This window comes from Actinotalea alkalitolerans, assembly GCF_023369855.1.
Lineage (GTDB): Bacteria > Actinomycetota > Actinomycetes > Actinomycetales > Cellulomonadaceae > Actinotalea.
This window is the reverse complement of the sequence record NZ_JAMBPP010000017.1, coordinates 1-24,974: the sequence shown is the minus strand read 5'-3', so window position 1 is coordinate 24,974 and position 24,974 is coordinate 1. Positions and strand designations below refer to the sequence as shown.

At 73.8% G+C, this 24,974-nt stretch carries 24 protein-coding genes and 1 riboswitch; of the genes, 21 read left to right on the top strand and 3 right to left on the bottom strand.

Annotated elements, in window-relative coordinates; translation table 11 throughout:
- The first annotated feature begins 25 nt into the window (after positions 1 to 25).
- Positions 26 to 2,185 carry a primosomal protein N' gene (locus tag M1R94_RS17555; protein ID WP_249383030.1) on the top strand — a complete coding sequence of 720 codons (2,160 nt, stop codon included), beginning with the start codon at positions 26 to 28 and terminating at the stop codon, positions 2,183 to 2,185.
- A gap of 16 nt (positions 2,186 to 2,201) precedes the next feature.
- On the opposite strand, the gene M1R94_RS17550 is transcribed toward M1R94_RS17555, so the two are convergent.
- Entirely contained in the window at positions 2,202 to 2,444 is a 243-nt protein-coding gene (locus tag M1R94_RS17550) for a hypothetical protein (protein WP_249383029.1), read from the bottom strand.
- Between the two features lie 63 nt (positions 2,445 to 2,507).
- Positions 2,508 to 2,816: an ArsR/SmtB family transcription factor gene (locus M1R94_RS17545; protein WP_249383028.1), complete on the bottom strand. Its 309-nt coding sequence runs from the start codon at positions 2,814 to 2,816 to the stop codon at positions 2,508 to 2,510.
- Between the two features lie 119 nt (positions 2,817 to 2,935).
- Here M1R94_RS17545 and fmt point away from each other — a divergent pair, with 119 nt between their 5' ends.
- From fmt to M1R94_RS17495, 10 genes are all read left to right on the top strand, one after another.
- The gene (gene fmt / locus M1R94_RS17540) at positions 2,936 to 3,877 is read left to right on the top strand and encodes a methionyl-tRNA formyltransferase (protein WP_249383027.1); all 942 of its coding nucleotides are present in this window, start codon (positions 2,936 to 2,938) and stop codon (positions 3,875 to 3,877) included.
- The gene (locus M1R94_RS17535; protein WP_249383026.1) at positions 3,874 to 5,502 is read left to right on the top strand and encodes an RsmB/NOP family class I SAM-dependent RNA methyltransferase; all 1,629 of its coding nucleotides are present in this window, start codon (positions 3,874 to 3,876) and stop codon (positions 5,500 to 5,502) included. The genes fmt and M1R94_RS17535 overlap by 4 nt, the downstream gene beginning before the upstream one ends.
- 4 nt (positions 5,503 to 5,506) lie before the next feature.
- On the top strand, positions 5,507 to 6,172 hold the full coding sequence (rpe, locus tag M1R94_RS17530) for a ribulose-phosphate 3-epimerase (RefSeq protein ID WP_249383025.1): 666 nt from the start codon (positions 5,507 to 5,509) through the stop codon (positions 6,170 to 6,172).
- Between the two features lie 54 nt (positions 6,173 to 6,226).
- A riboswitch (FMN riboswitch) is annotated at positions 6,227 to 6,373 on the top strand.
- 119 nt (positions 6,374 to 6,492) lie between these two features.
- Positions 6,493 to 7,599: a bifunctional diaminohydroxyphosphoribosylaminopyrimidine deaminase/5-amino-6-(5-phosphoribosylamino)uracil reductase RibD gene (gene ribD, locus M1R94_RS17525; protein WP_249383024.1), complete on the top strand. Its 1,107-nt coding sequence runs from the start codon at positions 6,493 to 6,495 to the stop codon at positions 7,597 to 7,599.
- Positions 7,599 to 8,222, top strand: coding sequence for a riboflavin synthase (locus M1R94_RS17520; RefSeq protein WP_249383023.1), 624 nt, complete (start codon positions 7,599 to 7,601; stop codon positions 8,220 to 8,222). Before ribD ends, M1R94_RS17520 begins: the two co-directional genes overlap by 1 nt.
- Complete coding sequence (gene ribA / locus M1R94_RS17515) at positions 8,219 to 9,547, top strand: GTP cyclohydrolase II (RefSeq protein WP_249383022.1); 1,329 nt, start codon at positions 8,219 to 8,221, stop codon at positions 9,545 to 9,547. The genes M1R94_RS17520 and ribA overlap by 4 nt, the downstream gene beginning before the upstream one ends.
- Positions 9,544 to 10,011, top strand: a complete 468-nt coding sequence (gene ribH, locus M1R94_RS17510; protein ID WP_249383021.1) for a 6,7-dimethyl-8-ribityllumazine synthase — start codon at positions 9,544 to 9,546, stop codon at positions 10,009 to 10,011. Before ribA ends, ribH begins: the two co-directional genes overlap by 4 nt.
- 9 nt (positions 10,012 to 10,020) lie before the next feature.
- On the top strand, positions 10,021 to 10,284 hold the full coding sequence (locus tag M1R94_RS17505; protein WP_249383020.1) for a phosphoribosyl-ATP diphosphatase: 264 nt from the start codon (positions 10,021 to 10,023) through the stop codon (positions 10,282 to 10,284).
- Positions 10,285 to 10,351: 67 nt separating this feature from the next.
- Complete coding sequence (gene hisG, locus M1R94_RS17500) at positions 10,352 to 11,209, top strand: ATP phosphoribosyltransferase (RefSeq protein WP_249383019.1); 858 nt, start codon at positions 10,352 to 10,354, stop codon at positions 11,207 to 11,209.
- Between the two features lie 21 nt (positions 11,210 to 11,230).
- Positions 11,231 to 11,692, top strand: a complete 462-nt coding sequence (locus M1R94_RS17495; protein WP_249383018.1) for a PH domain-containing protein — start codon at positions 11,231 to 11,233, stop codon at positions 11,690 to 11,692.
- Between the two features lie 44 nt (positions 11,693 to 11,736).
- Here M1R94_RS17495 and M1R94_RS17490 read toward each other — a convergent pair whose 3' ends face one another.
- A complete protein-coding gene (locus M1R94_RS17490; RefSeq protein WP_249383017.1) occupies positions 11,737 to 12,879 on the bottom strand; it encodes a DUF3866 family protein in 1,143 nt (380 codons plus the stop codon).
- A gap of 34 nt (positions 12,880 to 12,913) precedes the next feature.
- Here M1R94_RS17490 and M1R94_RS17485 point away from each other — a divergent pair, with 34 nt between their 5' ends.
- From M1R94_RS17485 to M1R94_RS17440, 10 genes are all read left to right on the top strand, one after another.
- The gene (locus M1R94_RS17485; protein ID WP_249383016.1) at positions 12,914 to 13,945 is read left to right on the top strand and encodes a helix-turn-helix transcriptional regulator; all 1,032 of its coding nucleotides are present in this window, start codon (positions 12,914 to 12,916) and stop codon (positions 13,943 to 13,945) included.
- Positions 13,938 to 14,939, top strand: a complete 1,002-nt coding sequence (locus M1R94_RS17480) for a helix-turn-helix transcriptional regulator (RefSeq protein ID WP_249383015.1) — start codon at positions 13,938 to 13,940, stop codon at positions 14,937 to 14,939. Before M1R94_RS17485 ends, M1R94_RS17480 begins: the two co-directional genes overlap by 8 nt.
- A 9-nt stretch (positions 14,940 to 14,948) precedes the next feature.
- A complete protein-coding gene (locus M1R94_RS17475; RefSeq protein WP_249383014.1) occupies positions 14,949 to 15,275 on the top strand; it encodes a hypothetical protein in 327 nt (108 codons plus the stop codon).
- A gap of 46 nt (positions 15,276 to 15,321) precedes the next feature.
- Positions 15,322 to 15,564, top strand: coding sequence for a twin-arginine translocase TatA/TatE family subunit (locus M1R94_RS17470; protein WP_249383013.1), 243 nt, complete (start codon positions 15,322 to 15,324; stop codon positions 15,562 to 15,564).
- A gap of 46 nt (positions 15,565 to 15,610) precedes the next feature.
- Entirely contained in the window at positions 15,611 to 16,459 is an 849-nt protein-coding gene (gene tatC, locus M1R94_RS17465) for a twin-arginine translocase subunit TatC (protein ID WP_249383012.1), read from the top strand.
- On the top strand, positions 16,456 to 17,373 hold the full coding sequence (locus M1R94_RS17460) for a diacylglycerol/lipid kinase family protein (protein ID WP_249383011.1): 918 nt from the start codon (positions 16,456 to 16,458) through the stop codon (positions 17,371 to 17,373). Before tatC ends, M1R94_RS17460 begins: the two co-directional genes overlap by 4 nt.
- Before the next feature lie 55 nt (positions 17,374 to 17,428).
- Positions 17,429 to 20,245, top strand: a complete 2,817-nt coding sequence (locus M1R94_RS17455; RefSeq protein WP_249383010.1) for a DEAD/DEAH box helicase — start codon at positions 17,429 to 17,431, stop codon at positions 20,243 to 20,245.
- Between the two features lie 21 nt (positions 20,246 to 20,266).
- Positions 20,267 to 21,937, top strand: a complete 1,671-nt coding sequence (locus M1R94_RS17450) for an amidohydrolase (RefSeq protein WP_249383009.1) — start codon at positions 20,267 to 20,269, stop codon at positions 21,935 to 21,937.
- A 332-nt stretch (positions 21,938 to 22,269) separates the two neighbouring features.
- Positions 22,270 to 23,835: an apolipoprotein N-acyltransferase gene (lnt, locus tag M1R94_RS17445; protein ID WP_249383008.1), complete on the top strand. Its 1,566-nt coding sequence runs from the start codon at positions 22,270 to 22,272 to the stop codon at positions 23,833 to 23,835.
- Between the two features lies 1 nt (position 23,836).
- Positions 23,837 to 24,682: a polyprenol monophosphomannose synthase gene (locus M1R94_RS17440; RefSeq protein WP_249383007.1), complete on the top strand. Its 846-nt coding sequence runs from the start codon at positions 23,837 to 23,839 to the stop codon at positions 24,680 to 24,682.
- Positions 24,683 to 24,974: the final 292 nt, after the last annotated feature.

Below are 24,974 nucleotides of genomic sequence, written 5' to 3'. Positions count from 1 at the left end.
TGGTCCGTGGTGGGATGTGGTCGTGGTGAGTGCCGAGCGGGACGGTGAGCAGCTGACGCTGAGCGGCCTGCCTGCGCCCCGTCCCGCCCGCCGGCGTCGGACGGCGGTCACCGGGGAGGTCGCCGCGGTCCGTCCCGTGGCCCGTGTGGCCGTGGACCGACCCCAGCCGCACCTGGACCGGCCCTTCGAGTACGCGGTCCCAGCGGCGCTCGACGACAGCCTCCGGCCCGGGGTGCGGGTGAAGGTCCGGTTCGGGGCCCAGGACGTCGACGGGTACGTGCTGGAGCGGACCGAGACCGCTGAGCACACCGGTGAGCTCGCGCAGGTGCGACGTGTGGTCTCCACGGAGGTCGTGCTCACCCCGGAGGTCCGGGGTCTCGTCGAGGCGGTCGCCCGCCGGTACGCCGGGACCCTGGCCGACGTGCTGCGGCTCGCGATCCCCCCACGGCACGCGCGGACCGAGCAGGAGACGTGGACCCGTGCGGAGCCGGGTGCTGCGGCCACGCCCGCCACCGCTGCCGAGGACGTCATCACGGACGCCGGAGAGTCGTGGGGGACCTACGCGGGCGGGCACGCCTTCCTGCGCCGGGTCACCGAGGGGCAGAGCCCTCGCGCGGTCTGGTCGGCGCTGCCCGGTCCCGAGGGTGCCACGTGGGCCGACTGCCTGGCCTCGGCCGTCCGCGCCGCGTGCGCGGGTGGCCGTGGAGCGCTGGTCGTCGTGCCCTCGGCAGCTGACCTCTCACGCCTCGAGCAGGCGCTCCTGCGGGCCGGCCTGCCGGCCTGGGTCCCCGGGGGCGCCCGTGGATGGGTACGTCTCGTGGCGGACGACGGTCCCGCGGCCCGCTACCGGGCGTTCCTCGCGGCTGCTCGCGGCGCCGCCGACGTGGTGATCGGTACCCGGGCGGCCGCGTTCGCCCCGGTGCAACGGCTGGGGCTGGTGGTCTGCTGGGACGATGCCGACCCCCTGCACGCCGAACCGCGCGCCCCCTACCCGCACGTGCGCGAGGTGCTCGCCCTGCGGGCGCAGAGCGAGGGTGCCGCCCTGCTCGTCGGCGGTTTCGCCCGGTCCACCGCGTCCCAGCGTTGGGTCACCGCGGGATGGGCCCGTGAGCTGGTCGCACCTCGTGAGGTGGTGCGGGGACGCACGCCCCGGGTGCGGGCGCTGACCTCTGCCGAGCTGGCGTCCGAGGGCGCAGGTGCCGCCGCGAGGCTGCCCAGCGCCGCATGGCGGGCGATCCGCGACGGGCTGCTGCGCGGCCCGGTCCTGGTCCAGGTTCCGCGGGCCGGCTACGTCCCGAGCGTCGCGTGCGTCCGTTGCCGCACGCTGGCGCGGTGCGCCGACTGCCACGGCCCGCTGTCGCTGCCCGGGCACGACGCCACGCCCCAGTGCCGGTGGTGCGGCCGGCTCGCCGGCGCCTGGCGATGCGGCGAGTGCGGGTCCACCGGGCTGCGGTCGGTGCGGGTGGGGTCCGACCGGACCGCCGAGGAGCTCGGTCGTGCGTTCCCCGGGGTCCCGGTGCACGTCTCGGGGGCCTCGGCCGTGGCAGGAGTCATCGCTGCGGTCGGTGAGCGTCCGGCCCTCGTGGTGGCCACGCCGGGCGCCGAGCCGGTGGCCCAGGGTGGGTATGCCGCGGCGGTGCTCCTCGACGCCGCCGTGGTGACCGCACGAGCCTCGTTGGACGTGGCGGAGCAGGCGCTGCGGACCTGGCTGGGGGCGGCGGTCCTGGTCCGGGCTGCCGCCGACGGGGGAGTGGTGCTGCTGGTGGGTGACGCGGCTCCGGCACCGACGCAGGCGTTGGTCCGATGGGACCCGGCAGGCCTGTCGGCACGTGAGCTCGCCGAGCGGTCGGAGCTGAGCCTGCCGCCCGCCGTGCACATGGTGGTCCTCGAGGGTGCCCGCGAGGCGGTCTCGGCGCTGCTGTCGCGGTTGCACCTGCCGTCGGGCTCGAGCGTCCTGGGTCCGCACGCCGTCGACCAGCACCCGCACGACCAGGGTCCGGTCGTGGCCGAGGAGCAGGCGCTCGTGCCGTTCGAGGACGACCGCCCTGTCCGGGCCCTGGTCCGCTCGGCCTGGTCCGACGCCCCCGGCGTCACGGCACAGGTCGCGGCGGCGGTCGTCACGCGCAGTGCTCGGCGAGAGCCGGGTGCGGTTCGCGTGGAGGTCGAGCCCGCCGAGGTGATCTGAGCAGCCGACGGCGGGGTCAGGGGATGTCGGTCAGCGTCTTCTCGATGGTCTGCAGCCGGCCGTCGATGCCGTCGAGCCGCGCGAGCAGGCGTGCGTTCGTCTCGGCCAGCTCGGCGGTCTGCTGCTGGTCGGCCAGGGCCGCCTCGGCGACCTTCTGGCGGGACCTGACGACGGTCTCGACGATCGAGTGCAGGAAGTAGCCGATGATGGCGACGATCGGGATCCAGGCGAACCAGGGGATGACGTTGATCTCGGCCATGGGCGCTCCTCGTACGGGTGGTGGGACTGGACGGGTGGTCAGACGTCGTGCGTCGTCGGTCTCTCAGGTCTCGGGCTCGGGACCGGGCTCGTCGACGGCCGCCCGGATCGCGGCGAGATCGACAGTGATCGAGAACTCCTGGATCTCGAAGACCTTGAGCGCACGGCCGTCGGGGGAGAGCTCGAGGTGCCCGCTCACGTAGCCGTTCTCCTCGAGCTTGGTCAGGTGCATGTAGAGCAACGGTCGGGACATGCCCACCCGGCGGGCGATCTCGCTGACGTGCAACGGTCCGTCACCGAGCACGGCGAGGATCCGCAGCCGCGGAGGGCTGGCCACGGCGGTCAGCCGTGCGCTCAACGCGTCCACGTCCACGTGCGCTCCCGTCGGCTGCCGTCCTGCACGATCTTGCATCTGTCAGAGAAATATGACAGGTGTCGGCCCGGTGAGCAAGGTGCGGCCGACGACGATCCGGCCGCACCTAGGATCACAGGATGCGCTTGCTCTTCGCCGGGACCCCCGAGGTCGCCCTGCCGGCCCTGGACGCCTTGATCGACTCGCCCCACGAGGTCGTCGCGGTCCTCACCCGCCCAGACGCACCCGCCGGCCGGGGGAGGAGGCTCACGGCGAGCCCCGTCAAGGAGCGTGCCCTGGCGGCCGGCATCGAGGTGCTGAGCCCGGCCAGCGCCCGTGACCCCGAGCTGGCCGCACGCATCGCGGCGCTCGAGATCGACTGCGCACCTGTGGTCGCCTACGGGGCGATGCTCCCGCCCACCCTGCTCGACCTGCCCGTCCACGGCTGGGTCAACCTGCACTTCTCGCTGCTGCCCGCCTGGCGCGGAGCGGCACCGGTCCAGCACGCCGTCCTCGCGGGCGACGAGGTCACGGGAGCCACCACGTTCCGGATCGAGGAGGGGCTGGACACCGGCCCGGTCTTCGGGACGCTGACCGAGACGGTACGGCGTCGCGACACCGCGGGCGACCTGCTCGACCGGCTCTCCCGTGCCGGCGCCGGCCTGCTGCTCGCCACCCTCGACGGGCTCGCCGACTCCTCGCTCGTGGCCGTTCCTCAGCCCTCGGACGGCGCGAGCCACGCACCCCGGCTGACCACGCAGGACGGGCAGGTCCGGTGGGGGCATCCCGCCCTGGCGGTCGACCGTCGGGTGCGTGCCTGCACGCCGGCCCCGGGGGCATGGACGACCGCGCCCGACGGAGCGCGCCTCAAGCTGGGTCCCGTCCGGCTGCTGGACGACGACGTCCCGGCGCTGGCCCCCGGTGAGCTGCTCGTGGCACGGACACAGGTGCTCGTGGGGACCGGGACCGACCCGGTGGCGCTGGGCGAGGTCGCACCGGCGGGCAGGCGGATGATGCCCGCGGCCGACTGGGCGCGCGGCGCGCGCTGGGAAGCCGGCGCGCGGCTGGGGGAGGTCTCATGAGCGAGGACCGGCACGAGCGGCGCGAGAGCACCGGACGCGAGGGCCCGCCCGGTCCCGGCCAGCGCCGTGGGGGTCGGAGCGCTCCGGGGAGGGACGCCGCTGGTCGCCAGCGCGGTCCGGCCCGTGCCGAGGGCAGGCCGGTCGAGCGATCGGCCACCCGCCCCGCCGCGCGCCCTCGCACCGGCGACGCCGCCCGCCGGGTGGCTTTCGACGTCCTGCGCGAGGTCGCCGAGTCGGACGCGTACGCCAACCTCGTGCTTCCTCCCCTGCTGCGCAGCCGTGGGATCGCCGGGCGCGACGCGGGGTTCGCCACCGAGCTGACCTACGGGACCCTGCGCTGGCAGGGCCGCTACGACGCCGTCATCGCCCTCGCCGCGAGCCGCACCACCGACCGGATCGATCCTCCGGTCCTCGACGTGCTCCGGCTCGGCGTGCACCAGCTCCTGGCGATGCGCGTCCCGGCGCACGCGGCGGTCTCGGAGTCGGTGGCACTGGCGCGCAGCACCACCGGGACCGGGGCGTCGCAGTTCGTCAACGCCGTGCTCCGCAAGGTCTCGTCGACCTCGACCGAGGAGTGGATCGACCGGATCGCCGAGGCCGCCGGCGAGGACGCCACCGAGCGTGCCGCCGTGGTCCACAGCCACCCCGTGTGGGTCGTCCGGGCGCTGCGGCAGGCGCTCCTGGCGGACGGGCGCCCGGCCGAGGAGCTCGATGCCCTGCTCGAGGCGGACAACGCCTCACCGGCCGTCTCGCTCGTGGCGCGCCCTGGACTCGCGGACAGCAGGACGCTCCTCTCGACGCTGACGGACGCCCTGCCCGGGCGCTGGGCGCGCACCGCGGTGATCCTGGACGGCGGCGACCCCGCGTCGGTCCCCGGGGTGCGCGAGGGCAGCGTGGGCGTGCAGGACGAGGGAAGCCAGCTGGTCGCCCTCGCCCTCGCGGCCGTCGAGCTCGAGTCCGCTCCCGGCGGGGCTCCCGAGCGCTGGCTCGACCTCTGCGCGGGGCCGGGGGGGAAGGCCGCGCTGCTCGGTGCCCTGGCCGCCCAGCAAGGAGCCACCGTCGTGGCGAACGAGCTCCAGCCGCACCGCGTGCGTCTGGTCGAGCGCACGGTCGCAGCCCTGCCCGACGGGGTGGTCGAGGTCCGCTGCGCAGACGGTCGGGAGGTCGGACTCACCGATCCCGACGTCTACGACAGGGTGCTCGTCGACGCGCCGTGCACCGGGCTGGGAGCGTTGCGCCGTCGACCTGAGTCGAGGTGGCGGCGCACGGCCGCGGACGTCGGCCCGCTGACCCAGCTGCAGCGCGAGCTCCTCGGTGCGGCCCTGGACGCCGTGCGACCTGGCGGGATCGTGGCCTACGCGACGTGCTCGCCCCACGTCGCCGAGACCCAGCTCGTGGTCCGCGACGTGCTCAAGCGGCGGGCCGATGTCGAGCTGCTCGACGCACGCGACGCGCTGCGGCTGGTCGGCGGTGAGGACCTTCCGCTCGGACCCGGACCCCACGCCCAGCTCTGGCCGCACGTCCACGGGACGGACGCGATGCACCTGACCATGCTGCGCAAGACCCCCGGTCCCGTACCGCCGACGCGGGCGCCGGGCGGCACCGACCCCCGAACGGAAGGCTGAGGCCATGGACGTCGTCATCTCCCCGAGCATCCTCGCCTCGGACTTCACGAACCTCGAGCGCGAGCTCGGTCGCATCACCACGGCCGACTACGCGCACGTGGACGTGATGGACAACCACTTCGTGCCCAACCTGACCCTCGGTCTGCCCGTGGTCGAGCGGCTGGTGCAGGTCTCGCCGGTCCCGATCGACTGCCACCTGATGATCGAGGACCCCGACAGGTGGGCGCCGGGCTTCGCCGAGGCTGGTGCGGCCTCGGTGACGTTCCACGCCGAGGCGGTTCAGGCGCCGGTGCGGCTCGCGCGCGAGCTGCGGCGCCTGGGAGCACGAGCCGGCCTGGCACTGCGGCCGGCGACACCGGTCGAGCCCTTCCTGGACCTGCTGGACGAGATCGACATGCTGCTCGTGATGACCGTCGAGCCGGGCTTCGGTGGCCAGTCGTTCATCGACGGGACGCTGCCCAAGATCCGTCGGGCCCGCGACGCCGTGAGCGCGGCAGGGCTTGACGTCTGGGTCCAGGTCGACGGCGGGATCTCGGGCGCGACGATCGAGCGCGCGGCCGAGGCGGGGGCGAACGTCTTCGTCGCCGGGTCTGCGGTGTACGGGGCCGACGACGCCGCCGCCGCGATCCAGGACCTCCGGTCGCTCGCGGCAGGGGCTCACCGCCACTGAGCGGACATCGACCACGGGTCCTGGTCCGCGTGTGGCAAACTGACGCCAGAACACACACGTGCTCCGGGGTCGGTGCAATTCCGAGCCGGCGGTGACAGTCCGCGACCCGGTCGCGGTGCAGCCTCACGGCGGCACCTGACCGGTTGACCTGGTGGAACTCCAGGACCGACGGTGAAAGTCCGGATGGGAGGAAGCGCGTGGCGTCCGCCGTACGGGACGGATCCGGGGACTTCCGGCCTCGTCCTGGTCCGGCGACGTCGTGGCACGGCGGCATCATGCGCCTGGCCGTCACCCCGGAGCGTTGACGCCCGGAGGTGACGATGAGCACGGAGCCCCGTCCGACGACCGCAGCGACCGCTGCCGAGGTCGCCGCGATGGACCGCGCCCTCGAGCTGGCCGCACGGGGCCCTGTGCACGGACCGAACCCTCGGGTGGGATGCGTCCTGCTCGCCCCCGACGGCACCACCCTGGCCGAGGGATGGCATCGCGGTGCGGGATCACCGCACGCCGAGGCAGCTGCGGTGAGCGAGGCCCTGGCGCGCGGGACGGACCTGAACGGGGCGACCGCGGTGGTCACCCTCGAGCCCTGCGCGCACACCGGGCGGACCGGACCGTGCACCAGGGTCCTCCTCGACGCCGGGGTGACCCGGGTCGTGGTGGCCGTCAAGGACCCTGACCCGGTCGCCGCGGGTGGCGAGAGGGTGCTCCTCGACGCCGGCGTGGACGTGGTGACGGGCGTGCGGAGCGACCAGGGGGAGCAGCTGCTGCGGGTCTGGCTCCGTGCGGTCCGGCAGGGGCGTCCTTTCGTCACCCTCAAGCTCGCGACGACCCTGGACGGGCGCGTCGCCGCCTCCGACGGCAGCAGCCGGTGGATCACCTCGGAGCCCGCACGGCGGCACGCCCACGCGGTCCGTGCCACGGTCGACGCCCTCGCGGTGGGCACCGGCACCGCACTGATCGACGACCCGGAGCTGACCGCACGGACGACGTCGGGGGACCTCGCGGCCCATCAGCCGCTGCGCGTGGTCGTGGGACGACGCGAGCTGCCCGTGGGGGCCCGGGTGCACGGCGCGGGGGGAGAGCTCGTGCAGCTCGCCACGCACGACGTCGGTGAGGTCCTCGCGCTCCTGGCCGCGCGCGAGGTACGGCACGTCCTGGTCGAAGGGGGACCGACCCTGGCGGCCGCCGTCCTGCGGGCAGGGGTCGTGGACGAGGTCCACGCCTATGTCGCACCCCTGCTGCTCGGCGCTGGCCCGTCCGCTGTGGGCGATCTGGGCATCACCTCGATCGTCGCGGCGTTGCACCTGGAGGTCGCGAGGGTCGAGCGGCTCGGCCCCGACGTCCTGGTCGTCGCTACCCCGCGCACCGACCACCGCGAGACCCACGAGCCGCCCGGGCCGGGTCCGTCGACGCTGGAGGAGAGCTGATGTTCACAGGGATCGTCGAGGAGGTCGGTGCCGTCATCGACCTGGAGGAGGGCCCGGGCGACGCGCGACTGAGCCTGCGAGGGCCCGTGGTCACGACCGGCACCCGGCTCGGGGACTCGATCGCCGTGGACGGTGTGTGCCTGACGGTGACCGCGCTGGGGGATGACGGCACCTTCGTGGCCGACGTGATGCCCGAGACCTTGCGCCGCAGCACCCTGGGGCGCCTCGTGCCCGGCGCACCGGTCAACCTCGAGCGCGCGATGCGCGCCGACGGACGCCTGGACGGCCACCTGGTCCAGGGGCACGTGGACGGGGTGGGCACCCTGCTGAGCCGGGATCCCGGTCCTCGCTGGGACGACCTCGTGGTCGGCTGCCCGGTGGACCTGGCTCGCTACATCGCCGAGAAGGGCTCGATCTGCGTCGCGGGCGTCTCGCTGACCGTGACCCACGTCCAGGACGACCGTTTCGGCATCTCGCTCATCCCGACCACCCTTGCTGCTTCCACCCTCGGGGGGCTGCGCGCGGGCGACGAGGTGAACCTCGAGGTCGATGTGATCGCGAAGTACGTCGAGCGGCTGCTCGGCACGACCCCGCCGGGTACGGCGAAGGGAGGACGACCATGAGCGTCGAGCACGAGGTGAGGCAGGCGCCCGACGGGGCGGACGATGCTCGACCGCACGCGACCGCGATCCGGCTGGGCACCGTCGAGGAGGCGATCGAGGCGCTCCGCGCGGGGCTCCCGGTGGTGGTGGCCGACTCCCTGGACCGGGAGAACGAGGCCGACGTCGTCCTGGCGGCGCAGTCTGCCTCCGCCGAGTGGGTGGCATGGACCATCCGGCACTCCTCGGGCTACCTGTGCGCCCCGATGCCCTCGGCCAGGGCCGACGCCCTCGACCTGCCCCTCATGGTGCCGCACAGCCAGGACCCGCGCCGGACCGCCTACACCGTGACGGTCGATGCCACGGACGGTGTGACCACGGGGATCTCGGCCCAGGACCGCGCCCGCACCCTGCGCGTCCTGGCCGACCCGGGGGCCGGCCCGCAGAGCATCATCCGGCCGGGGCACGTGCTGCCGCTGCGCGCCGTCCCCGGGGGGGTGCTCCACCGCGCCGGCCACACCGAGGCTGCTGTGGACCTGTGCCGGCTCGCCGGGCTGGAGCCGGTCGCCGGGATCGCCGAGCTCGTGCACGACGACGGCTCGATGATGCGGCTCGACGCCGCAGCCGGGCTGGCCGAGGGTGCCGGGCTGGTGCTGCTGACCATCGCCGACCTCATCGCGTGGCGTCGGGAGCACGACGACCTCGTCCCCGACCCTGAGCAGACCGTCCCGCAGCGACGGGTGCACAGCACCGGCACGGCCCTGCTGCCCACCCGGCACGGGCCCTTCGTCGTCCACGGCTTCCGGGACCTGCGTACGGGGGCCGAGCACGTCGCGCTGGTCGCGCAGGACCCCCTCGAGCCCGGCTCGACACCTGTGGTGCGGGTGCACTCGGAGTGCCTGACCGGGGACTCCTTCGGGTCGTTGCGGTGCGACTGCGGGCCTCAGCTCGACCACGCGCTCGAGCGGGCGGGGCGAGAGGGGGGTGCCGTGGTCTACCTACGGGGGCACGAGGGCCGGGGCATCGGTCTGCTGTCCAAGATCAGCGCCTACGCCCTCCAGGATGCCGGCCGGGACACGGTCGAGGCCAACCTGGAGCTCGGGCTGCCCGCCGACCGTCGTGAGTACGGCGCGGCCGCAGCGATCCTGGTCGGCCTGGGCATGGACAGGGTGCGACTGCTCACGAACAACCCGGCCAAGGTCACCGGCCTCGCGGCCCATGACGTGACCGTCGAGGAGGTGCTGCCGATCGAGGTCGGGCGCACCACCCAGAACGAGGCGTACCTGCACACCAAGGCTGTGGCGATGGGCCACCTGCTGAGCCACCACACCGAGGAGGACCCACGATGAGCGGAGCCGGAGCACCGAGCCTGGAGCTCGACGGACGCGGGCTGCGGGTGACGATCGTCGCCGCCAGCTGGCACACCGTCGTCATGGACGGGCTGGTCGCGGGCGCAGAGCGGGCGCTGGCCGAGGCCGGGGTGCACGACGTGCGGCTCGTGCGGGTCCCCGGCTCGTTCGAGCTCCCGGTCGCCGCGGCCAGGGTCGCGCGAGGTGGGGTGGATGCCGTGGTCGCCCTCGGGGTGATCATCCGTGGCGGCACCCCGCACTTCGACTACGTGTGCAGCGCGGCCACGACCGGCTTGACCGATGTCGCCGTCAGGTCCGGTGTCCCGGTCGGGTTCGGGGTCCTCACCTGCGACGACGAGGCCCAGGCCCTGGACCGTTCAGGGCTGCCCGGCGCGCGTGAGGACAAGGGCGCGGAGGCTGCCCAAGCCGCGGTCGCGACAGCCCTGGCGCTGCGTGGCGTCTAGGCTCACCCCGTGAAGACCTTCGACGGACTGTTCGCCGAGCTGGCCGAGAAGGCCCGCACCCGCCCCGCCGGTTCCCGCACGGTCGCCGAGCTCGACACCGGGGTGCACGGTGTGGGCAAGAAGGTGGTCGAGGAAGCAGCCGAGGCCTGGATGGCCGCCGAGCACGAGAGCGAGGAGCGCGCAGCGGAGGAGATCTCCCAGCTGCTCTACCACGTGCAGGTGCTCATGATCGCCCGCGGCCTGTCCCTCGAGGACGTCTACCGCCACCTGTGACCCCTCGGACCACTCCGACCCCCACCCGTGACAGGGCCCCGTGCCCACCGACCGCCTGAGGACCCCCGTGCTGCGCATCGCCGTCCCGAACAAGGGCTCGCTCTCCGAGCCGGCCGCCGAGATGCTGCGTGAGGCGGGCTACCGCCAGCGACGCGACTCTCGCGAGCTGGTCCTGCCCGACCCCGCCAACGACGTCGAGTTCTTCTTCCTGCGCCCGCGGGACATCGCGGTGTACGTCGGCTCGGGCACGGTCGACGTCGGCATCACGGGTCGTGACCTGCTGCTCGACTCGGGCTCGGCCGCCAGTGAGCACCTCGATCTCGGGTTCGCGCGGTCGACGTTCCGGTTCGCCGCTCCCGCAGGTCAGCTGACCGACGTCGCGCAGATCGCCGGTCGTCGCGTCGCGACCTCCTACCCGGTGCTGGTCGAGGGATACCTCACCGCCCGTGGCGTGACCGCGGCCGAGGTCGTCCGGCTCGACGGTGCGGTCGAGACCGCCATCAAGCTCGGCGTGGCCGACGTCATCGCCGACGTGGTCGAGACCGGGACGACACTGCGTGCCGCGGGCCTGGAGGTCTTCGGCGACCCGCTGCTGCGGTCCGAGGCGGTCCTGATCCGACGCGCGGGCGCCGACGCTGCGGCCCTCCCCGAGGGTCTCGAGGTCCTCACCCGGCGGATCCAGGGGGTGCTCACCGCTCGCCAGTACGTCCTGATGGACTACGACGTGCCGCTCGAGCACGTGGATGCCGCCGTCGCGATCACCCCGGGCCTGGAGTCGCCGACGGTCTCTCCGTTGCACAACCGGGACTGGGCAGCGGTACGGGCCATGGTGCGCCGCGAGGACACCAACCGCGTGATGGACGCCCTGTACGACGTGGGTGCCCGCGCGATCCTGGTGACCTCGATCCACGCCTGCCGGTTGTGACCCTGACCCGGACGTGAACGCATGACGGACCGACGCGCCGAGCTCCACCGCCCGTTCCGTCCGCGCGCGGCACGGTGGGTGTCATGGGTGTTCGGAGTCCTCGTCGTGGTCGTGCTCGGGTCGATCGTCGTCGTCCTTCCCTCTGAGGGACCCGTGGCCGCCAGCCCGCTGGACCGCGCCGGGATCGCCGCCTTCGCCGCCCTGGTCGTGTGGTTCCTCGGGCGGCAGGCCGGCGTCAGGGCCGACCCGGACGAGGACGGCCTGACCGTGCGCAACCTCGTCGTCCGGCGTCGCCTGGACTGGGGGCAGGTCGTCTCGGTGCGCTTCGGGCAGGGGCGTCCCTGGGTCCAGCTCGACCTGGACGACGGCGACACGTTGGCGGTGATGGCCATCCAGCGTGCGGACGGCCTGCTCGCCGCCGCCGAGGCACAACGTCTCGCCACGCTGGTCGCGCTGCACTCGACGACCGACCGCGACGACTGAGACACCTTCGGCCGGAACGGTTCGGGGCCGGCGGGGGAGAGCGGTCAGGGGGAGAGCAGGTCGGCGGCGTGCACCCCGGCGACCGCCGCCGCGAGGAACGCGTACGGGTCCTGGTCCAGTCCGCGGCCCATCGTGGAGAGCCGCACGGGGCTCGCCCCCAGGGCGTCGAGGAGCTCGGCGTCGGCCACCACCTCGACCAGGCGGTGGTGGCCCTGCGGTGCGCACAGACCGCGTGCCTGCTCGTGCACCAGCGCGGCGAGGTCGTCGACGACGACGACCGGGGCCGCTGCGGGCGCACGGTCCGCGGGCGGCACCGGCACGACGACGTCGACCGGGACCAGGGCGACCCTGCCGTAGGCGGTGAGCGAGTGGTGGGAGACACCGCGGTGACGTTCGCGGGGATCGGCGCCCGAGACCCGGAGCGCGGCCACGGGCCGACCACCCAGCACGCCGGTGGCGTTCAGCGCCTCTCCGGCCGCGACCCCCGAGAAGCCCCACCGGGTCCCGGTGCCGAGGTTGCCCGGACCCTGGGCGACGACGACCAGGTCGGCCTCGCACACCTCGCGCGCGGCCAGCAGACCGGTGTGCACGGTGACGGCCTCGAGGTCACCGCCGAAGGACTGGCCCACCGTCACGCACGCCTCGAGCCAGTCGGCCTCGCGCAGCCCGGCCACGGTCCGGGAGAACCACGCGGGCAGCGCCCCGCCGTCGGTCATCACGTAGACGACCCGCGGAGCGCGGTGGCCGGCCCTGCGTGCTGCGTGGCGGGCGCCGGCGATCACCGCCGGCAGTGCCGAGTGCAGGTCGGCCACGACCACGGGCAGGCCACCGAGGTCGTCCGCCTCGCGCAGCACCTCGTGGTGGGCCGACTCCTGCTCGTCGACCCCCAGGACCATGGTCTGCAGCGGCGTGTAGCGGGCCTTGACCAGATGGCCGGGGCCGGGTGGTGGGTCCTGCGGCAGGGAGTCCGGCGCGGCGACGACCAGCGCGTAGCCACCGGTTCCGAGCCCGCGGGCCAGGGCGGTGACGTTGAGCAGGACCCGTTCGCCGACCGCCGGCGCACCGACCAGCCCGGGGTGCGCGAGCGCTCTGAGCTCGTCGCCGTCCTCGGTGCGCACCCGCAGCTCGAGGGATCCCGCCCAGGCTGCGCCGTGCGCCACCACCGTTCCCGCACGCCAGGTGATCACCCCTGCACGCTACCGGCCGCTAGCGTGTGGGGTGATGCCCGCACAGATCCCTCCCGCAGAACGGTTGCTCAACCTCGTCATCGCGCTGGTCAACACGACCGGCCGGATGACCAAGGAGCAGATCCGTACCTCCGTCGCCGGTTATGACCCGTCCGGCTCGACCGAGGCCTTCGAGCGCATGTTCGAGCGGGACAAGGACACCCTGCGTGAGCTCGGGGTGCCCGTGCTGACGGTCACCGACCAGACTCACGGTGACGACCAGGGCTACCGGATCGACCCCGACGCCTATGCGCTGCCACCGATGGAGCTCACCTCGGCCCAGCTCGGCGTGCTCGCTCTCGCGGCCGAGTTCTGGCACGACCAGTCCCTCCAGGCCGATGCCGCGCGTGCGTTGACCAAGCTCCGGGCGGTGGGGGCGACGCCGACCGCCACGGACGCGGTCGCGGCGCTCGCGCCACGTGTGCACCCGGCGGGTCCGGCGCTCGTCCCGCTGCTCGACGCCGCCCAGGACCGCCGCGTCGTGTCGTTCACCTACCGGGCCGCCAGCACCGGTGAGGTGCGCCGACGCACGGTCGAGCCGTGGCGTCTCATCGCCAGCCGCGGTGGGTGGTACCTGGTCGGGCGTGACCGGGACCGTGCCGCACCCCGGGTGTTCCGGCTGAGCCGGATCACCGGTTCGGTGACCACGTCGGGCGGGCCCGACGCCTTCACGGTGCCGCCCGACGCCGACCCGAACGCCCTGCTGCTCAGCAGCCAGACCACGCAGGGGAGGGTCGCGCGGCTCGCTGTGGCCACCGACCGGGCCGGCGCCCTGCGCGCCCGGGCGACCTCGGTGGTGGGTGAGTCGACCCCCGACGCCCGGACCGACGTTCCTGCGGGCATGGACGTCCTGGAGGTCTCGTACACGGTCACCGGAGACCTCGCCGAGGAAGTGTTCGGATACGCGGACGCGGTGGTCGTGCTCGGCCCCCCGGCACTGCGCGAGGACGTGGTGCGCCGGCTCCGCGTGGCGGCGGCACTGGTCGACCTGGCCCCGACACCGCCCGCAGGAGGTTCGGATGGCTGAGCGCACGCCTGAGCGACTGACCCGGCTGCTGGGGATGGTGGCCTATCTCGACCGGCATCAGGGGGTCACGGTCGAGCAGATGGCAGGGCACTTCGGGGTGCCGCCGGCACAGATCCTGCGCGACGTCGACACCCTGTGGATGTCGGGGACCCCCGGCTACTGGCCGCACGACCTCATCGACTTCGACTCGGCCTCTCTCGAGCACGGGGTGCTGCGGCTGACCGAGTCGCGTGGCATGTCGCGCGCCCTGCGCCTGGGGGCCCGCGAGGCCGTGTCGCTCGTGGCCGCGCTGCGCGCCCTGCGGGAGTCGGTCGGTGAGGCCCTGGACGCCGAGCAGCGCGCCGTGCTGACCAGCACGCTGGACGCGCTGGTGAGCGTGACCGGGGAGGCGGCCGGCACCGTGGACGTCCAGCTGTCCGTGGGCGGCGTCCCCGAGGCGGTGGCGCAGGTGCGCACGGCGCTGGTCGGGCGTCGTCGGCTCCGGCTGCGGTACGTCGACGCGGCCGACACCGTGAGCGAGCGCGAGGTCGACCCGTGGCAGCTGGTGACGGGCGACGAGCGGTCCTACCTGCAGGCCTGGTGCCACGAGGCCAGGGGTGAACGGCTGTTCCGGCTCGACCGGATCCTCGAGGCGCGCGCACTGCAGGAACCGGTGACCCGTGCGGCCGGCTCTCGACGCGACACCACCGTGTTCCAGCCCGAGGCCGAGCACGAACGGGTCGTGCTCGAGCTCGACGGCCGCGCGCGGTGGGTCGCCGAGCAGCTCCCGGTCGACGAGCTCACCGAGCTGGCCGACGGCGGGTTCCGGATCGTGCTGCCGGTGGCTTCTCCGGCGTGGTTGCAGCACCTGCTGCTGCGGGTCGCGGGTTATGTGCGGGCCGTCGAGCCGGCCGCCCTCGCGGGTCAGGTCGCCGCTGTGGCCCGTCGGGCCCTGGCTGCCTACGACGAGGACCCGTCCGGGGGCTCGACGAGCGCCCCGGACGGCCCGGGCTAGGCTGGCGCGATGCTCTGGTTCACGGTGTGGAGCGTGCTCGTGGTGGGCACGCTCGTCGGTGCCTTCTTCCTCGGTCGTTCCCTCTACCGCTCGGGGCGCGAGCTGCTGCGTGAGCTCGAGCGTGCCGCCGAGGTCTTCGAGGTGGCCACCGACCGCGTCGAGGAGCTGACCGCCCTCGCCGAGGCCCGTGGCGCCCTCGCCCCGGTCGACCTGAGCGACCCCGAGCCCGCGCGGGCTCGGCGGGTCGCGGCCCGGGCCGCAACCGCCCGTCGACGGGCGGCACGTACGTCTCGCCACGAGGCGACGTACCGGCGCTGGCGGTCCTTCTCGCACTGAGCCGAGGGCTAGAGTGGGCGGAGACCGGCAACGCCTGGAGGACCCCGTGAGACCCGGAACTTGGCAGATCGTGCTGCTGCTCGTCGTCGTCCTGCTGCTGTTCGGGGCCAACCGTCTTCCGGGCCTCGCACGCAGCGTGGGTCAGTCCCTGAAGATCCTCAAGACCGAGGTCAAGGACCTGGCCGACGACGACAGGCCTGCCGCCACACCCGCTGACCGTCCCGATGGCGCTGCCCCGTCCGCCACGCCGGCGCCGCCCGCCGAGGGTGATCCCGGGCCCAAGGCCTGACCCCACGGTGGCCCGAACCTCTCGAGCGCGGGCGTCCGACGGTCGGATGCCGCTGCGCGCCCACCTGCTCGAGCTGCGCCGCCGCGTCGTCCTCGTCGCCCTCGGGCTGACGGCGGGCGCGGTCGTCGGGTGGTTCCTGTACGACCCTGTCGTCGCGGCCCTGCAGGATCCGCTCCTGCGGCTCGAGGACCGCGGTCTCGTCGCGCTCAACTACCCGGGGATCGCGACCCCGTTCGACATGAAGATCAAGGTCAGCCTCTTCCTCGGCGTCCTGATGTCGAGCCCGTGGTGGCTGCTCCAGCTGTGGTTGTTCATCACCCCTGGGCTGACCCGCAGGGAACGTCGCTACGCCATCGGCTTCCTGGGTGCTGCCGTGCCGCTGTTCCTGGGGGGTGCGTTCCTGGCCTGGCAGGTGCTGCCGAACGCCGTGCGCCTGCTCACGGCCTTCACCCCGGAGGGCGCCGCCAACCTCATCGACGCCCAGATGTACCTGGGCTTCGTGATGCGCGTCATCCTGGCCTTCGGGATCGCCTTCCTGCTGCCCGTGGTGATGGTGGCGCTGAACTTCGCCGGGCTGGTGAGCGCGCGCACCTGGCTCGCCGGGTGGCGCTGGGCGGTCATGCTCGTCTTCACCTTCGCCGCGTTCGCCACGCCGACCCCGGACGCGATCACGATGATCCTGCTGGCCACACCGATGTGCGGGCTCTACTTCGCCGCTGTCGGCGTCTGCCACCTGCGGGACGCGTCACGTCGACGCGCCGGTGAGGGCGGCACGCACGACGGCGGTCCCCAGGACGGTGACGGGTCGGCGTCCGGCGAGGACACCGAGGGCAGCACGGCGGCCAGCGGGACCACGACGGGCTCCTCCGCCCGTGATGCCGACGACCCGCGATGAGCGCCGTCCGCATCGGCGTCGTGGTCAACCCCACGGCCGGGCACGGCAGGGGCGCGTCGAAGGGTCGCCATGTGGTCGAGGCGGCCCGGCGTCGTGGGCACACGGTCGTCGACCTCTCTGCCGCGAACCTCGAGCAGGCCGCCCAGCATGCCCGGCAGGCCGTCGTGGACGGGCTCGACGCCCTCGTCGTGGTGGGTGGTGACGGCATGGTGCACCTCGGGGTGAACGTCGTGGCCGGCACCGACCTGCCGCTGGGCATCGTCGCCGCCGGGAGCGGCAACGACGTCGCACGGGCACTGGGCCTGCCCCGGCACGACGTGTCCACCGCCGTCCGGGCGATCGAGCGCGGGCTCGAGACCGGGGGACGTGCGGTCGACGCGGTCATCACCGGCCCGCCCGACTACAGCGCCCACGAGTGGTACCTCGGGGTGCTCTCGGCCGGCGTGGACGCCGCGGTCAACGCCCGGGCGAACACCTTCACGTGGCCGCGGGGAGGCGGCCGGTACGTCCGAGCCCTCGCGGCCGAGCTCGGCCGCTTCCGGCCGTACGGCTACCGCATCACGCTCGACGACACCACCTGGGAGTCCACCGGCACGCTGGTCGCCGTCGCCAACGGTGGGCTGATCGGGGGCGGGATGCGTATCGCCCCCGATGCCCGGATGGACGACGGCCTGCTCGACGTGGTGATCGGCGGACCGCTGAGCCGGGTGGGGCTGCTGGGCGTCTTCCCACGGGTCTACACCGGTTCGCACGTGCGTCACGCAGCCTGCCACGTGGCGCGCAGCCGCTCGGTCCTGCTCGAGGCGAGCGACGTCGGACCACCACCACCTGCGGCCTTCGCGGACGGTGAGCGCATCGGTCCGTTGCCCCTGCGTGCCGAGGTGCGGCCGGGCGCCGTCCGGCTGCTGGCCTGAGCGCGCCGGGGCGATCCGTCCTGCTCGGTGGTCGGCGACTGCCTAGGCTGCAGGCATGTCCTCCCCGGCCGAACGCTATGCCGCCTCCCGCCGCCGCGCCGTCGAGTCGCGTACCGAGCTCGCGACCTTCGCCGCGGGGACCGGGTTCGAGCTGGACCCCTTCCAGGTCGAGGGCTGCACAGCGCTCGAGGGTGGACGAGGAGTCCTCGTCGCGGCGCCGACCGGTGCGGGCAAGACCGTGGTCGGTGAGTTCGCCGTGCACCTGGCCCTGGTGCAGGGCCGCAAGGCGTTCTACACGACCCCGATCAAGGCGCTGAGCAACCAGAAGTACGGCGACCTCGTGCGACGGCACGGCACCGACAACGTCGGGCTGCTGACCGGTGACACCTCGATCAACGGTGACGCCCCGGTCGTGGTGATGACCACCGAGGTGCTGCGCAACATGCTCTACGCGGGGTCCACCGCGCTGGACGGGCTCGGGTACGTCGTGATGGACGAGGTGCACTACCTCGCCGACCGCTTCCGGGGCCCGGTCTGGGAGGAGGTGATCATCCACCTTCCCGACGACGTCCAGCTCGTCTCGCTGTCCGCGACGGTGTCCAACGCCGAGGAGTTCGGCGACTGGCTCACGATGGTGCGCGGGGACACTGCGGTCGTGGTGAGCGAGCACCGACCGGTGCCGCTGTGGCAGCACGTCATGGCGCGGGACGACCTCTACGACCTCTACGCGGGCCATGTCGACCCCACTGCTCCCGGGGTGGACCCGCCGATCAACCCCGAGCTCGCGCAGGCCCTGCGGCGTCAGGAGCGGACCGACGGTGGGTTCCGCGGCCGCTCCGGGCCGGGTGACCGCGGCTACCGGGGACGTGGTGGACGCATCCGGCCCGACGCGGCCCGCCAGGGCGGCGGTCCTGCACGTCGGCCGGCACCGCGGTTCGCCGTGGTGGACGTATTGGACCGTGGCGGCCTCCTCCCGGCGATCTTCTTCGTGTTCTCCCGTGCGGGGTGCGACGCGGCCGTCCAGCAGTGCCTGCGGGCGGGGCTGCGCCTGACCGGACCCGAGCAGGAGGCGTTGATCCGCGAGACCGTCGAGCAGCGGTGCGCCGCGATCCCCGCGCAGGACCTCGCGGTCCTGGGCTACTGGGAGTGGAGCCAGGCGTTGTCCCGCGGGATCGCGGCGCACCACGCCGGCATGCTCCCGCTGTTCAAGGAGACCGTGGAGGACCTGTTCTCGCGGGGCCTGGTGAAGGTGGTCTTCGCGACCGAGACCCTTGCGCTGGGGATCAACATGCCCGCCCGCTCGGTGGTCCTCGACAAGCTCGTCAAGTGGGACGGGTCGGCCCATCTGGACATCACCCCCGGTGAGTACACCCAGCTGACCGGGCGGGCCGGGCGGCGCGGCATCGACGTCGAGGGGCACGCGGTGGTGGTCGACCACGGCGCCCTGGACCCCGTCGCCCTGGCTGGTCTGGCCTCCCGGCGGCTCTACCCGCTGCGCTCGAGCTTCCGCCCGACGTACAACATGGCGGTCAACCTGGTCGCCACGGTCGGACGCGACCGGGCCCGTGAGGTGCTCGAGACCAGCTTCGCGCAGTTCCAGGCCGATCGTGGTGTGGTCGGGCTGGCGCGACAGGCGCAGGCGCACACCGAGGCCCTGGACGGGTACGCCGCCGCGATGCGATGCCACCTCGGCGACTACGAGGAGTACTCGGCACTCCGCCGTGCGCTGAGCGACCGTGAGTCGGACCTGTCGCGGGAGGCCGCCCGACGTCGGCGCCGGGAGGCCCTGGACAGCCTGCGGGCCGTGCGGACCGGCGACGTCGTGGAGATCCCGACCGGGCGTCGCGCCGGGTACGCGGTGGTGCTCGACCCGGGCAGGGACGCCGGGCTCGACGGACCGCGTCCCACGGTCCTGACGGGGGAGCGGCAGGTCCGGACCCTCTCGCCGGCCGAGCTGCCGCAGGGACTGCGCGCGGTCACGAGGGTCCGGGTGCCCAAGCACTTCTCGCCGCGTGACGCCCGTGCCAAGAAGGACCTGGCCGCGTCGATGCGCAGCGCCCTGGCTGCCGTCGGTGGCCGCGACCCCGCCACGGAGCGCGGCTCCTCACGGTCCGGGGACGACCCGACGATCGCGGACCTGCGTCGCCGGCTCAGGTCCCACCCCTGTCACGGGTGCTCCGACCGTGAGGACCACGCCCGGTGGGCCGAGCGTCACCATCGACTCCAGCGGGAGCACGACGCCCTGGTGCGTCGGATCGAGGGGCGGACCAGCTCGATCGCCCGGGACTTCGACCGGATATGCGACATCCTCCTGTCGGTCGGCTACCTGGAGAGGGTCGCCGACGGCGGTCGGCTGCGCGTCACCGACCCCGGCCAGTGGTTGCGGCGCCTCTACGCCGAGAGCGACCTCCTGGTCGCCGAGTGCCTTCGCGGTGGGGTCTGGGACTCGCTGGACGCACCGGGCCTGGCAGCGGCGGTGTCCAGCGTGCTCTTCGAGGCCCGTCGGGAGGACCGCGAGAACCCCCCGCAGGTGCCCGGAGGTCCGCAGGGCAGGTTGGGGCGGGCGCTGGACGAGACGGTGCGGGTCTGGTCGCGCCTCGAGGACCTCGAGAAGGACCATGGGATCTCGGCCACGCGGCCGCTGGACCTCGGGCTGGTCGAGCCGGTGCACCGGTGGGCCAGCGGCCGATCCCTGGGCGTGGTGCTCCAGGGCACCGACCTGGCCGCGGGGGACTTCGTACGGTGGTGCAAGCAGGTGATCGACCTGCTCGACCAGATCGGGCAGGCTGCGCCGTCCGCCTCGACACGGACCACGGCTCGCCGTGCGGTGGACCAGCTGCGCCGCGGGGTGGTCGCCTACAGCTCGGTCTGAGCGATGCCCTAGGGTCGGGCCGTGACCAGCACCCTGTACCACAACGGCACGATCCACTCGTCGGCCGACCCCTTCGCCGAGGCCGTCCTGGTCGCCGACGGTCAGATCGCGTGGATCGGCGCGCAGGACTTCATCGGGAAGGTCGCGGACGGTGCCGACGAGGTCGTCGACCTCGACGGGGCGCTCGTCACACCGGCCTTCGTCGACGCGCACGTGCACGTGCTCGAGACCGGTTTCGCGCTGTCGAGCATCGACCTGTCGCCCGAGGGCGGGGTCAGGAGCCTGACCCGGCTGCTCGAGGCGGTGGGTGCCGCCGCCGGGCGCGCGCGCACCGAGGGTCGCACGGCGCCCCTGCTGGGACACGGCTGGGACGAGACGACCTGGCCCGAGCGCCGGCCGCCCACAGCGGCCGAGCTCGATCGCGCGACGGGCGGGGCCCCGGTGTACCTGGCCCGTGCCGACGTGCACTCGGCCGTGGTCTCGAGCTCGTTCGCCGAGGTCGCTCGCTGCCGCGGGCTGCCCGGGTGGTCGGACGACGGGCTGGTCCGGCTCGAGGCCCACCACGCGGCCCGAGCCGCCGCGCGCGAGGTGACGCCGGCGCGCCGCGACGAGCTGTACCGGCTGTCGTTGGGAGCAGCAGCCGCCGCGGGCATCGCCAGCGTGCACGAGCACAGCGCCCCGTCGATCGACACCCGCGAGGGGTTGGCGACCTTGCTGGCAACGACCGCCGACCCCCTGAGCGGTCTCCCGCTGGTCGTGGGCTACCGGGGTGAGCTCTGCGAGACCACCGATGACGCCCGCGCCCTGCTCGAGGCGATCCCGGGGCTGTCGGGAATCGGGGGGGACCTCAACGTGGACGGGTCGATCGGCTCGCGCACGGCAGCCTTGCGGGCTCCCTACCAGGATCTCCCGAACGGTTCGCCCGAGGCGCTCGGTCGGCTCGCCCTGAGTGCGGAGCAGGTCGCCAACCACGTCGCGGCCGTGACGCGGGCCGGGGTCCAGGCCGCGTTCCACGTCATCGGTGACCGGGGCATGGACGAGGTCCTGCTGGGGATCCGCGCGGCGACCGAGGTCGAGGGGGTCGGTGCGGTCCGTGGCTCGGTTCATCGACTCGAGCACGCCGAGATGCTCGACGCCCGGGCGCTGGCGACCCTGGTGCTGCTGGGGCTGACCGTCAGCGCCCAGCCGGCGTTCGACTCCCGGTGGGGAGGTCCCGACCGGATGTACGCGCAGCGTCTGGGGGCAGGTCGTGCCGCCTCGCTCAACCCGCTCGCCGATCTCGCCGGGGCGGGGGTGCCGCTGGCGTTCGGGTCGGACGCGCCGGTGACGCCCTTGGACCCCTGGGCGGCCGTCCGCGCAGCGATCAGCCACCACGAGCCCTCGCAGCGGATCTCGGCACGGGCGGCCTTCCGCGCACACACCCGCGGTGGGTGGCGGGCCGCGCGCCTGGACCACACGGGGGCCGGGGAGATCCGGCTCGGGGCTCCCGCGTCGATCGCGATCTGGGCGACCGAGCGGCTCACCGTGCAGGCTCCCGAGGGTCGCCTCTCGGCGTGGAGCCCGGACGCGCGTGCGGGCATCCCGCTGCTCCCCGAGCTGTCTGACGACGTCCCGCCGCCGGTGTGCCTGCGCACCCTGCGCGAGGGCGTGGTGATCCACGACACATGGGATCGTCCGTCGGTGACCGGGTGACGACGGCCCTCGTGACGGATCGTGCGACACGCCGAACGACACGCCGCGTCACCATGATCGGGCTGGTCAGGACGGCTCCCGCTGACCTGCAGGGACGGCTCTGACCTGCACGTTCGTCGCCTTGACTGAGACGCGTGAACCGGTAAGTTCTGGGTGTTCCTCCCCGCGATCACCCCATGCTGGCGCCCCCCGTCGCACGTGGTCGTGAGGCTGAGGGCACTGGCTTGGCCCGCGTGTTCAGTAGACAACGGGCGGCGCACCTCCGGGTCGTCGCCGTCCGGTCCGAAGGACACGCGGGCCAGTCGGCCGGTGCGGCAGGTTAACCTTCTCTGGTGCCCTTCGTTGCGCCCCGCCGGGGCACGTCCCTGGTCCTGGCCATCGTGGGCGGCCTCGTGGCCGAGGCCGGTTTCCCCGGGCTCGGATGGTGGCCGCTGACCTTCCTGGGCATCGCCCTGCTGTTCATCGCGCTGGGTCGTGACAGTGCCTGGTGGAACACCCTGGTCGGGTTCCTCTTCGGGCTGGCGTTCTTCGCGCCACACATCACGTGGGCCGCACTGGCGGTCGGCCCGGTGCCCTGGGCCGCGCTCAGCATCGTCGAGGCCGCATTCATCGGGCTCTTCGGTGCGGCGTGGTCGTGGGCCCGCCGGGGAGCCGTCATCTGGACCCGCGCACGCCTGCAGGTCCCCGCCTTCGCCGTCCTGTGGGTCGGGATCGAGGAGATCCGCTCGAGCTGGCCCTTCGGCGGGTTCCCCTGGGGCCGGCTCGCTTTCTCGCAGGCCGACTCGCCGGTGGCCCGATGGGCGTGGCTCGGTGGCGCACCACTGGTCAGCCTGCTCGTGGTGATGGCCGGTGTCCTGCTCGCCCTGGCCCTGCTCTCGCTGCGCCGCGTCGACGTCGGACAGGCCAGCGCCTACCTCCTGCTCACGGTGACCGTGGTGCTCGGTGGTCTCGTCGTGCCGCTCGACACCAAGGCCGAGGAGGGCCGGCTCGCCGTGGGTGCCGTCCAGGGCAACGTCCCCAACGACGGGCTCGACGCCTTCGCCCAGCGTCGACAGGTCCTCGACAACCATGCTGCGGGGACGCTGGCCCTGCTCGACCAGGTCGAGCCCGGCGAGCTGGACCTCGTCGTCTGGCCCGAGAACGGCACCGACATCGACCCGCGCCGGGACGACGAGGCCCGCGCGATCGTCGACGAGGTCGTCCGTGCGGTGGGTGCCCCGACCTTGATCGGCACCGACGAGTACCCAGCGGAAGGTGGTCGACTCAACGTGGGGCTGCTGTGGGACCCGGTCGAGGGTCCCGTGGACAGCTACGCCAAGCAGCGACCCGCTCCGTTCGCGGAGTACATCCCCATGCGGGAGATCGCCCGTCGGTTCTCCGACGCGGTCGACCGGGTCCAGACCGACATGGTGCCCGGGACCGAGGTCGGGCTGATCGAGCTCGACTCCCCGCGTCTGGGTCGCACGGTGGGGATCGGGGACGTCATCTGCTTCGAGGTCGCCTACGACGTCCTCGTCCGCGAGGCGGTCGTCGCGGGCGGTGAGATCCTGATCATCCAGACCAACAACGCGACGTTCGGGATGTCCGACGAGTCGACCCAGCAGCTGGCGATGTCCCGGATCCGCGCGATCGAGCACGGCCGTGCGACCATCCAGATCTCGACGGTCGGGGTGAGCGGTGTGATCGCACCCAACGGCGTCGTCCGGCAGCAGACCGGTCTGTTCACCGCCGAGCAGATGGTCACGACCCTGCCGCTGCGCAGCACCCTGACCCCTGCGAGCCGCTACGGCAGCGCGATCGAGTGGGTCCTGCGCGGTCTTGCTCTGACCGTCACGCTGGCCGGGATGGCCGGGGCAGCGCGGATCCGGCGATCCGACCGCCCCCTGTCCGATGGCTGAGGTGGGGGAGACGGCGGACGAGCGCCGGCGTCCTGGACGGCCCGGGCGGGTGGTCGTGGTCGTGCCCACCTACGACGAGGCGCAGACCCTCACGGGCACCCTGGCTCGCCTGCGCCGCGCCGTCCCGTGGGCAGATGTGCTGGTGGTCGACGATGCGAGCCCGGACGGCACCGGAGACCTCGCCGAGGCTCTGGCAGCGCACGACCCGGCCGTCCACGTGCTGCACCGCACCGGGAAGCAGGGACTGGGGTCGGCCTACGTCGAGGGGTTCACCTGGGCGCTGGCCCGCGACTACGCGGTCGTGGTGGAGATGGACGCTGACGGCTCGCACCAGCCCGAGCAGCTGCCCGACCTGCTCGAGGCCCTGACCGGCGCGCCGGGAGACGAGGGCGGAGAACCGTGGGGGGTTGCCGGTACCGGTGCAGGGCTTCAGGTCGGGGGACCGGACCTGGTGATCGGCTCGCGGTGGGTGACCGGGGGGAGCGTGGTGAACTGGCCCGCTCACCGGTCGGTGCTCTCCCGAGGTGGCAACACCTACACCCGGTGGGTCATGGGTCTGCCGCTGCGTGACGCGACCGCCGGCTTCCGCGCCTACCGCGCCGAGATCCTGCGGCGGCTCCCGCTCGCGCAGGTGGCCTCGCAGGGCTACTGCTTCCAGGTCGACATGGCATGGCGTGTGCTCCAGGCCGGTGGACGGGTGGTCGAGGTCCCGATCCGGTTCGTGGAGCGCAGCGAGGGGCGGTCAAAGATGAGTCGCGCGATCGTCGTCGAGGCCCTGGTCCGGGTCACGGCCTGGGGGGCGGCCCACCGTGCGGCCCAGGTGCGCCGGGCGATCCTGGGCCGTTGACCCCGCGACCCCGTCCCTGGCGGCCAGCCGGTCCTTGGCGCCCGCAACCCGGCCGTCCTGCGCAGGAGACGGGCAGCACGACGGGCGGCGCCCCCCGGGGGGGGGGGGGGGGGGGGGCGGGGGCCCCGGGGGGCCCGGCCCCCCCCCCGCCCCGCCCCCGCCGCCGCCCCCGGCGCGGGCCGGGGCGAGGCCCCCCGCCCGGCGCGCGCCGGCGCCCCCGGCGGCCCGTGCCGCCGGGGAGGCGTCGCGACCGTCCGCGGTGACGGGGTCGTGCCCACGCAGCGACCCCCAC